This is a genomic window from Kitasatospora sp. DSM 101779 (genome assembly GCF_025655475.1).
Lineage (GTDB): Bacteria > Actinomycetota > Actinomycetes > Streptomycetales > Streptomycetaceae > Kitasatospora.
The window spans coordinates 1,005,640-1,014,617 of record NZ_JAHTIK010000001.1 but is presented as its reverse complement, the minus strand read 5'-3'; the positions used below and the strand labels follow the sequence as shown (position 1 = coordinate 1,014,617).

Here is an 8,978-nt window from a genome sequence, read left to right as displayed (position 1 = left end):
GGCCGCTGGGCGATCGCGGCCACCGCCAGGCCGCCGACCGCCAGGGCCGCGGCGGCCGCCAGCCCGGCCAGCACCATCCGCGGCCAGGAGAGCAGACCGCGGCGCACCCGGTGCCGGCCGGCCGGCAGGTCGGATTCGTCCGGGTGCGCAGCGCCGGAGGAGGCGATGCCCCGCTCGACGCGGGCGAGCATGCGCTCCCGGTCCGGCCGGTGGGCCTCGGCGGCCTCGCGCAACTGTCGGCGCAACTCGTCCATCAGCTCCTCCTTCCCGTCAGTTCGCCGGCCCGGTCGCCGAGCAGCCGCTGCAGTTCCGCCATCCCCTTGGAGGTCTGGCTCTTCACCGTGCCCACCGAGACGCCGAGGGCCAGCGCCGTCTCCTTCTCCGAGAGGTCCATGGCATGCCGGAGCACCACGCAGGCCCGCTTGCGGAAGGGTAGCCGGGCCAGCGCGGCCCGGACATCGAGGACCGAGGCCACGTCGGGCCCGTCGGTCCGTTCGCTGCGGTGCGACCAGAACAGCAGCACCCGGCGCCGCTCGCGGACCGCGGTGCGGATCCGCCCGCGGGCGAGGTTGGCGACCACGCCGCGGGCGTAGGCGACGGGGTGGTCGGCGCCGCGGACCCGGTCCCAGCGGTGCCAGAGGGCCACCATCGCGTCCGCCGCGAGGTCGTCGGCGGCGTCCGCCTCGCCCGTCAGGAGGTGGGCGAGCCGGGCGAGTTCGGCGTGGTGGCGTTCGAAGAAGTCGTGGAACTCCGCGGACGCATCGTCGGCGATCATGTCCGGGGCGTGACCTCTCGATCCGTTGTGAGCGTTCTCAATCAGTAGGGAGGGCGGCAGCCTACCAACTCCTCTCACCGCCGGATCACCGGGTGTCCCGGTCGTCGCCGCAGGTCGCAGGGGTGCCGGCGGGGCCGCGCGGCGGGCTCTGTCGAAGCCGAGCCGGTCGGCGGCGGGTACCGTGCCCAGCGCCATCACCCCTTCGTACCCGACCGGTCGGCGCGCACCCCGGCGCGAGCGGAGGGCAGGGGCGGGCGGCACGGGTCGAACGGTCTCTCCGGGGCAGGGCTGGACACGGGGGGCCTCCTTCGATTCGGCGCCTGGCTGCCCCCGGGTTGCCGCCGATGCCCAGAAGGTTGCCGCCGGACGGGAAATCGGTCCTGCCAGGTCGGAACGGGTCGCCGTGGGCAGCGAACAGCATGGCTGGGCAGCGGACGGCACGCCAGGCAGTGGACGGCACGCCAGGCAGGGAGCGGGCCGTCGAGCAGCGAGTGTCGTCGGAGCAGTGAGGGGCTGTCGGGGCAGCAGATCGCCGTCACGTCGGCACGTGGCCGTTCAGGAGCGAATGGCCGTTACCCAGGCGATCGATCGCCACTGAAGTGACTGGGTATCATGTCAGCGAGATGCCGTTGTACGCGCCAACGGCGATCACGTCAGCGAGATGCCGTCGTACGCGCCAACGGCGATCACGTCAGCGGCAGGGCGATCGCCAGCGCGATACCCGCACCGAGCAGCAGACAGAGCAGCGCCGCCGCGCAGAGCACACGGACGGCGTCGCGGCGCACCGCGGCGCGCAGGGCGCCCGGCAGCGGGTCCTGGTCCAGCTGCCGGCGGACGCGGCGGGTGGCACGGCGCAGCAGCCACAGCGCCACCCTGCGGCGCAGCGGCAGGCCGCGGGTGTCGGGCGGCTCCGGGTCCAGGGCGGCACGGGCCGGGACGTTGAGCCGACGCTGGGCCCACCGGGTGGGGCCGGCGGCGTCGGCGTCCGGCTCGGCGAGCAGCAGGGCACGGGCGGACCTGGCGGTCCGCTGCCGCACCTCGCGGCCTTCGGGGCCGCCGACGGTGCGGCCGAGCAGGGTGGTGTCCGCGCCGAGCAGTTCGTCGAGGTTCTGCTGCATCCGCTCCCGCCCGATCTCGGCGGCGAGCAGCGCGCTGTGCAACTCCCGTTCCGCGTCGTGCCGTTCGGCCGGCTCGGGGACGAGGACGCGGAGCAGGTGGTGGGCGGCGTCGAGGCGGCCCCAGGTGAAGTCGGAGCTGCGCCAGTCCTCGTCGAGGAAGGCACCGAAGTGGCCGAGCCGGGTGCCGTAGAGCTTGCGGTCGCCCATGTCGGCGTAGCGGTCCTGCCGGAAGAGCGGGCCGAGGTCGTCGGGGCCGAGCCGGAGGAAGGAGAAGGAGGGGGTGGGTCGTTCGACGGCGGCCGCGGCGGGGGCGTAGGCGTGGCTGAGCACCTCGACGGCCAGGCAGCAGGCGAGGGCGTCCCGGACGGTGGCGAAGCGCTGGTCGCCGAGGGTGTGCAGGGCGGTGAGGTAGCTGCCGGCGGCCTGCCGGACGAGTCCGCCGAGGGTGCGGGCGGCGTCGAGGCGGGTGAAGACCTCACTGACCAGGTCGGCGATCCCGGCGTCGGACGGCCCTGGCGGCGGTGCCTCGCGCAGGGCGGTGCGGACGGCCGCCCCGACCGCCAGGGTCTCCGCGAGCCGGCGGCACACCAGGCCGGCCGCCGAGGCCAACTGCCGGCGCACGGCGGGCTCGCAGTCGGGCAGGCGCCGCTGCAGGTCGTCGAGCATCAGCCGCAGGACGCGCTCGGTGGGGACGAGGCCCCACCGCCAGTCGCCGGGGTCGGCCGTGTGCACGGGGTCGTCGTGCTCGGTGGCGGGCGGCGGCAGCCACGCGGGGTCGCGGCCGGGCAGCCAGTCGGCCGCCGTGCCGGGCGGGTCGAGCAGGGCGGTGACGCCGTCGGCGGCGGCCTGCCGGCGGACGTCCCAGACGACGGCCGCGGCCCGGCTGCGGCGGTAGTCGTCGAGGAGTTCGGCGGCCCGGTGCAGCAGCCGGGTGGCCCGGACGGGGTTCTCGTACAGCTCGCGGAAGAGGTGGCGCTGTACGTCGGAGACGCGGGTGCGCATCCGTTCGGCGAGGTCCTCGGTGGCGGAGCGGAAGTTGGCCTCGCGGGGGTGGTGCAGGGCGGTGGCGGCGGCCTCCGTCCAGGTGATGTCCTCGGGCCGTTTGCGGCCGACGGCCTCCTGCCGCAGGGTGCCGGCGGAGGGCACCACGTACACCAGGACGCGTTCCGGCCGCCGGTCGGCGAGGCGCTCGCCGATCGCGTCGAGCACCGGCCGGAAGGGTTCGTTGTCGAGGACGCCGCCGTCCATGACCGAGCTGCTGGGGATGTCGGACGGCGGGTCGCGGTGGTCGGCCATCGGTGCCTCCTGCACCGGGGCGAAGGCCACCGGGAAGGCGGCCGTGGCGCGGGCGGCGCGCAGCAGTGCCGGGGCGGGGCGGCCGGCCGGGCCGTGGAAGTCGCGCACCGGGCGCCGGCCGACCTGCCAGGTGCCGGGGTGTGTGCGCTCGTAGACGGGCGCCTCGTCGTCGTGGCGGAAGCGGTAGACCCGGCGGTGGTCGGGCACGTCGAAGGCGCCGCCGTAGCCGTCGGTGCAGCGGCGTGGACGGCCGTCGAGGGCGGTGGCGGTGAGGAAGAGGGTGACCGGCTCGGCCAGCTGCGGTTCGCCGCCCATCGTGGCGACGGCCTCGGTGAGGGCCTCCTCGACGACGGCGCCGCGGAGCAGGCCGCCGGCGCCGTCCTCGGACAGCAGGCGGGTGAGGTCGGCGGTGCGGTTCCAGGTGGCGCGCAGGTCGGGCAGGGCGGCGCCGCGGGCGACGGCGGTGGCGAGCAGGACGCCGTTGAGCCCGCCGGCGGAGGTGCCGGCGACCACGTCGACCACGACCCGTCTGCGGCGCTCCCCGGTGATGCGCTGCCAGATCCGGAAGGCGGGGCGGTCGCGCTCGGCGACGCCCGACTCGTCGTCGCCGCGGGAGGCCTGGCGCAGCAGGTCGAGTTCGTGGGCGACACCGCCCATCCAGACCGCGAGGCTGATGCCGCCGTTGAGGACGAGGGCGAGCCGGACCTCCTGCGGCGCGCCGCCGGCCGCGGTGTCCTGGTCGGTCATAGCGGCAGGCTAGGCGGCCGGGCGGGCGGCGCAGGCCGGGCCGGGCGGCTCGTTCAGCCGCTCGGCGCAACGGAATGCACCGGGCGGCGCAGCGGGCGCGGTGGTGGGTGGCGAGGGGTCAGCCGACGTCCCAGAAGAACCGGTGGGTGTGGATGCCGAAGTACGGGAAGGACTGGATGTGCTTGACACCCTCGATCGGCCGCACGGTGTCGTTGACGAAGTCCAGCAGCTCGCGCGGGCCGGGGCAGACCACCTCGGCGAACAGGTCGAAGCCGCCGGCGGTCAGCACCGAGTACACCACCTCGCCGTACCGGGCGAGTTCGTCGGCGACGCCGCGCGGGTCGCCGTCCACGGTGATGCCGAGCATGGCCATCGCCTGCCCGCCCATGGCCATCGGGTCGGTCACGCCGACGACCTGCACGGCCTTGGCGTCGATCAGCCGCTGCAGCCGCTGCCGAGCGGCCGAGGCCGACAGGCCCACCTTGGGGCCCAGGTCGGCGTACGCGATCCTGCCGTCGGTCTGCAGCTCTCGCAGGATGGCCCGGTCGATCTCGTCCAAATTCGCATCTCCTCGGTCCGTCGACCCACGCACCCTACCGCCAGGCCGCCGGGCCCGAGGAGGGCACCGGCGGCCTGTGGACGGACGGCGGGTCGGCCGGTGGGCCGGTCGGCCGACGAGGTGTCAGCCGATCAGCCGGGCCAGGGCGACGGAGAAGACGTCGGTGTGGGCGTCCACGTCCGCCTCGGTGGTGGCAGGGCACATCAGCGCCATGTTGTGGAAGGGCGTCATCAGGATGCCGCGGTTGGCCAGGTAGAGGTGGAGGAAGTCCTCCAGCTCCGGGTCGGCGACCTCCGCGGAGGTGGTGCCGGTGCGCGGGGCCGGGCTGGCGAAGCGGTACTCGGTGCGGGCGCCGAGCCGGCTGACCGACCAGGGCAGGCCGTGCAGGTCGATCGCCTGCTGGACCCCGGCCTCGAAGCGCTCGGCGAGCTTGCCCATCCGCTCGAAGGCGTCGTCGGTGAGCACGTGCTCCAGCGTGGCCCGCATCGCGGCGACGGAGAGCGCGTTGCCGGCCAGGGTGCCCCCGACGCCGCCCATGTCGACCAGGTCGAGGTCGGAGCGCCCGAGCAGCCGGTCCGCCAGCTCGGCGGAGAGCCCGTAGGCGCCGGCCGGGATGCCGCCGCCGATGGCCTTGCCGATGGTCAGCATGTCGGGTTCGAGGTGCCAGGCGGCGGTGCAGCCGCCGGGGCCGGCCGAGAAGGTGTGCGTCTCGTCGTTGATCAGCAGCACGCCGTACTCGCGGGTCAGCTCGCGGACGCCGACCAGGTAGCCGGGCTCTGGCAGCACGATGCCGATGTTGGTGAGGGCGGGCTCCATGAGGACGGCGGCGACGTCGCCGTGGGCGAGCTCGCGCTCCAGCTGGTCGAGGTCGTTGAATTCGGCGACCCGGCTGGTGAGGGTGACGTCGCAGGGGGCGCCGACGTTGCCGGGGCGGGACGCGCCGCGGCCGTCCGGACCGACGACGATCAGCGACTCGTCGACGCTGCCGTGGTAGCTGTAGCTGTTCACCAGGATCTTGCTGCGGCCGGTGACCGCGCGGGCGAGGCGGATCGCCCAGCGGTTGGCGTCGGTGGCGGTCAGCGAGAAGCTCCAGTGCGAGAGCCCGAAGCGGCGGGTCAGCTCGGCACCCACCCACTCGGCGTCCTCGGTGGGCAGCATCGCGGTCGCGCCGCCCTGCTCGGCGAAGCGGCGCTGCACGGCGGTGGCGACCGCCTCGGGGGAGTGGCCGGCCATCGCGCCCGTGTCGCCGAGGCAGAAATCGATGTACTCGTGGCCGTCGATGTCGGTGATCCGGGCGCCGTGCGCGGTGCCGAGGTAGCGGGGGAAGGTGCCGGCGGTCTTGTTCATCCAGGTCATCGGCACCCGGCCGAAGAGGTGGTCGGCGCGGGCGTAGGCGGCCTTCGACCGCGGATTGCGGCGCTCGGCCTCGGCGGTCTCACGGGCGAGCAGGTGCTGCAGTCGGGCGCGGTCCATGGCGGTACCTCAGCGTCGGGGGCCGGGGGAGATGCCTCGACTGTAGGCGTGCACCGAGCGCACGAGCAAGGAATGACGCTCGATTCAATTGTTTAAGCAATCGATTCGAGCGTCTGTGAGGCCCTGCGCAGCGGCGTGCACTCAGTGCCTTTACCGATTGGCACTCAGTGCCATACGCTCCCCGTGTCGTGTCGATCGGGCATCGGCGCGGTTTGCGCGCGCCGCGGCCCGGACCGGGAGGAGCCGCCATGAACCCCGTCGCCACCGCGCCCTCCGGGGCATCCGTCGCCGAGCAGCCCGGCCCCGAGCTGGTCTTCCGGCGCTGCCGCTGGTGCCGCGCCGCCACCGCGCCCGTCCGCATGCTCTGTCCGGTCTGCGGCAGTGCCGACCTGGACGACGAGCTCAGTCGCGGCACCGGCACCGTCCGCCGGCTGCTGCCCGCGGCCCGGCGCGGCCCGGGCGAGCCGATGCCCTACGTGGTCGCCCTCGACGAGGGGTTCACCGTGCAGGCCGCGGTGACCGGTACGATGCCCGGCGCCGTGCCGGCCGGCACCCGGGTGGAACTCGCCGTCGCCAGCGGCCCGTTGGTGGCCTTCCGGCTGGCAGCCGGCCAGCTCGGCCCGGTCGAGCCGGAGAGCCTCTTCGCCGCCCGCGCGATCGGCGGCGTCCGGCCCGCGGTCCTCCCCGCCGCCCGCCGCGCGGGCTGACGGCCCGCCGCGGCTGCCTCCGCGGGACGCGCGCGGGGTGGGGGTGGGGGCCAGCTCGTGGAGCGGTTCGAGCGTCACTGCCGCTCGCCGCGGTCTGCGCATGATCGATCAGAGGCCGCCCCTGTCCAACGGCGGCGACGAGCTGGCGGTCGACCTGACACCCGGCCCGGGCGGACACCTCGGGCAGGTGATCACGGTCAGCCATGAGCTGACCCTCGGCGCCGAACTCCTGGCCGACTCCCTCACCGACTTCGTCCTGGGCCGGACGAAGGACGGACACGGCGGCGGCCCGCGTACGGCCTCCCGGTCGCGGCCAGGGTCGGGAACGGGGCTCTCGCGTCCGTCCGGGCCGCCGCCCACCCCGACCTGGAGGTCCTGTCGATCGACAGGTCGGACGGTCCGCCGGTCAGCCTCGCCCCCGTCGCAGGACTGGCCCGACTGCCCACCCTCGTCGCTCGCCCGGCCCGGCTCGCTGGCCGACCCCCTGGAGATCGCCGGGCTCACCGGCCTGGAGTTCCTCGAACTCGGTCCCCGGGAATGGCGCGTCCTTGCTGGACGCAGACGCCGTCCCCCGCCGCCTGTCGGCCGCATCCGTCAAGGTGGGCGACGGCGAGCACCTGCCCGTCGTGGCCCTCGCCAACGAGATCCTGGCGCTGTGGGGCCGTCCCCCGGTCGTCCAGACGCTCCTGGAGGGGGATCTCGGCCCGGCGGCATGACCGGCGAGCCTCCCGTGAGGGCCCGCCCGGCGGTTCGAAGGCCGGCGGTTCGGAGGCCGGCGGTTCGGGCTCCGTCGGTCCAGGCGCTCGGGAGCTCAGGCGGAGGTGAGCGGAGGTTGCGCCGGGGCGGGGCCGAGGGTGGTCGTGCCGGGGGCCGCGGCGTGGCCGAGGCCGGTGCGGTAGGTGTCCAGGGCGGCCTCGGTGCGGCCGAGCCGGCGCTGCAGGTCGCCGAGCAGCCGGCACAGGTCGGCCAGGTCACCGGCCGCGCCGGTGGGCTCCAGCAGGGCGAGGGCGCGCCCGTAGTGCTCCTCGGCCGCCGCGGTGTCGTCGCCGTCCTCCGCGAGCAGGCCCAGCAGCCGGTGGGCGGCGGCGCGGTGCACCGGCCCGCGGTCGGGCTGCAACCCGTCGAGGAGCCGCACCAGCAACTGCCCCGCCTCCTCCCGGCGGCCCAGCCGGCGCAGCACGTCGGCCAGCTCCACCTCCACCTGGGCGGTGTAGAGCTCGGCCCGCCCGGCCGCCAGCATGTCGCGGGCGGTGGTGAGTTCCCGGGCGGCGGCCTCCAGCGCGCCGTCCTGGGCGTGCACGTAGCCGCGCATCCAGTGGCAGTGCGCGAGCTCGGTGCGGATCTGCAACTGCTCGTACAGCGCCGCCGCCCTGGCCAGTGAGGCGTCGGCCTCCGCGGTGCGCCCCTCGGCGAGCAGGGTGCGGGCGACCGTCCGGTGCATGCCCGCGACCAGCGCCGGATCGGTCACCTGCGGGGCCAGGCCGAGCGCGATCTCGGCGGCCTGGGCGGCGCGGGCGTGCGCACCCATGTCCAGGTAGGGCGCGATCGCGGCGGTGTACAGCAGGACGAGGGCGTCCGGGTCCTGCAGCCCGGTGGCGTTCAGCTCGTCGATCGCGCTCTCCAGCAGGTAGCAGGAGTAGCGCAGTTCGCCCGCGAGCAGGTGGGCGACGGCGCGGCCGCGGACGGCCCGGGCGCGCTGCACCGGCGGTGCCCCGGCGAGCAGCGGCTCGGCGGCTTCGAAGTGCCCGCGGGCTGCGGTCAGGTCGCCCGCGTACAGGGCGCACTGGCCGAGCCCGAGCAGGGCGGCGGCCCGCTCGGCCTCCAGGCCGTGCCGTTCGGCCTCGGCGAGCAGCCGCCGGTACGCGGCGGCGGCCGGCTCGCCCTCGCCGAGCGCCAGCAGCCGCTGGGCGTCCACCAGTTCGGCCCGCAGGCCGGTCGCGATGTGCGGCGGCCGCCCGGTGGCGAGCTCCTCGTACGTCACGCCGAGCCGTTCGGCGAGGTGCCGCAGGGCGGCCTCCGAGGGCCGCACCCGGTCCGACTCCAGTATCGAGATGTAGGCGGCGGTGTAGGCGGGCTCCGCGAGTTGGCGCTGGGTGAGGCCGCGTTCGACCCGCAGCCGGTGCACCCGCCGGCCGACGGTGCCGGAGGCGCCCGGGTCCGCCGGGGTCGTCGTGTCCGCCACTGCTGTCCCACCTGTCCGCTCGGGCCTGAACGTGCGAGGGCCACCCTATGCGCTGCCCGGCCCGCGCCGCCGACGCGCGTGGGCCGACGCGCGCGGGCCGGGTGCCGGTGCGGCGCCGTGG

General features: G+C 75.5%; 7 protein-coding genes and 1 pseudogene. 2 read left to right on the top strand and 6 right to left on the bottom strand.

The annotated features are described in order from the left end of the window. The 5 genes and pseudogenes from KSNIM_RS04790 to KSNIM_RS04770 form a co-directional block, all read right to left on the bottom strand. Positions 1–254, bottom strand: a pseudogene (locus KSNIM_RS04790) (hypothetical protein); the annotation flags it as partial. Further along, the gene (locus tag KSNIM_RS04785; RefSeq protein WP_263101968.1) at positions 254–775 is read right to left on the bottom strand and encodes a SigE family RNA polymerase sigma factor; all 522 of its coding nucleotides are present in this window, start codon (positions 773–775) and stop codon (positions 254–256) included. The gene KSNIM_RS04785 and the pseudogene KSNIM_RS04790, both read right to left, overlap by 1 nt. Positions 776–1,461: 686 nt before the next feature. Further along, positions 1,462–3,936 (bottom strand): DUF3376 domain-containing protein, encoded by a 2,475-nt coding sequence (locus tag KSNIM_RS04780; protein ID WP_263101967.1) that lies wholly within the window; start codon positions 3,934–3,936, stop codon positions 1,462–1,464. Positions 3,937–4,054: 118 nt separating this feature from the next. Beyond that, positions 4,055–4,495 (bottom strand): Lrp/AsnC family transcriptional regulator, encoded by a 441-nt coding sequence (locus KSNIM_RS04775; RefSeq protein ID WP_030277498.1) that lies wholly within the window; start codon positions 4,493–4,495, stop codon positions 4,055–4,057. A 123-nt stretch (positions 4,496–4,618) separates the two neighbouring features. After that, positions 4,619–5,968, bottom strand: a complete 1,350-nt coding sequence (locus KSNIM_RS04770) for a transaminase (protein WP_263101966.1) — start codon at positions 5,966–5,968, stop codon at positions 4,619–4,621. A 248-nt stretch (positions 5,969–6,216) separates the two neighbouring features. Between KSNIM_RS04770 and KSNIM_RS04765 the strand changes: the two genes are divergently transcribed. Beyond that, complete coding sequence (locus tag KSNIM_RS04765) at positions 6,217–6,675, top strand: Zn-ribbon domain-containing OB-fold protein (protein WP_263101965.1); 459 nt, start codon at positions 6,217–6,219, stop codon at positions 6,673–6,675. 548 nt (positions 6,676–7,223) lie between these two features. Then, positions 7,224–7,391, top strand: a complete 168-nt coding sequence (locus KSNIM_RS39030; RefSeq protein ID WP_317633991.1) for a hypothetical protein — start codon at positions 7,224–7,226, stop codon at positions 7,389–7,391. 95 nt (positions 7,392–7,486) lie between these two features. Here the strand turns inward: KSNIM_RS39030 and KSNIM_RS04755 are convergent, their stop codons facing one another. Continuing rightward, a complete protein-coding gene (locus KSNIM_RS04755; protein ID WP_263101964.1) occupies positions 7,487–8,857 on the bottom strand; it encodes a helix-turn-helix domain-containing protein in 1,371 nt (456 codons plus the stop codon). Positions 8,858–8,978: the final 121 nt, after the last annotated feature.

Coding starts and splice junctions, on each gene's coding strand:
- KSNIM_RS04785 (WP_263101968.1), bottom strand. CDS start 775: ATGATCGCCGACGATGCGTCCGCGGAGTTCCACGACTTCTTCGAACGC.
- KSNIM_RS04780 (WP_263101967.1), bottom strand. CDS start 3,936: ATGACCGACCAGGACACCGCGGCCGGCGGCGCGCCGCAGGAGGTCCGG.
- KSNIM_RS04770 (WP_263101966.1), bottom strand. CDS start 5,968: ATGGACCGCGCCCGACTGCAGCACCTGCTCGCCCGTGAGACCGCCGAG.
- KSNIM_RS04765 (WP_263101965.1), top strand. CDS start 6,217: ATGAACCCCGTCGCCACCGCGCCCTCCGGGGCATCCGTCGCCGAGCAG.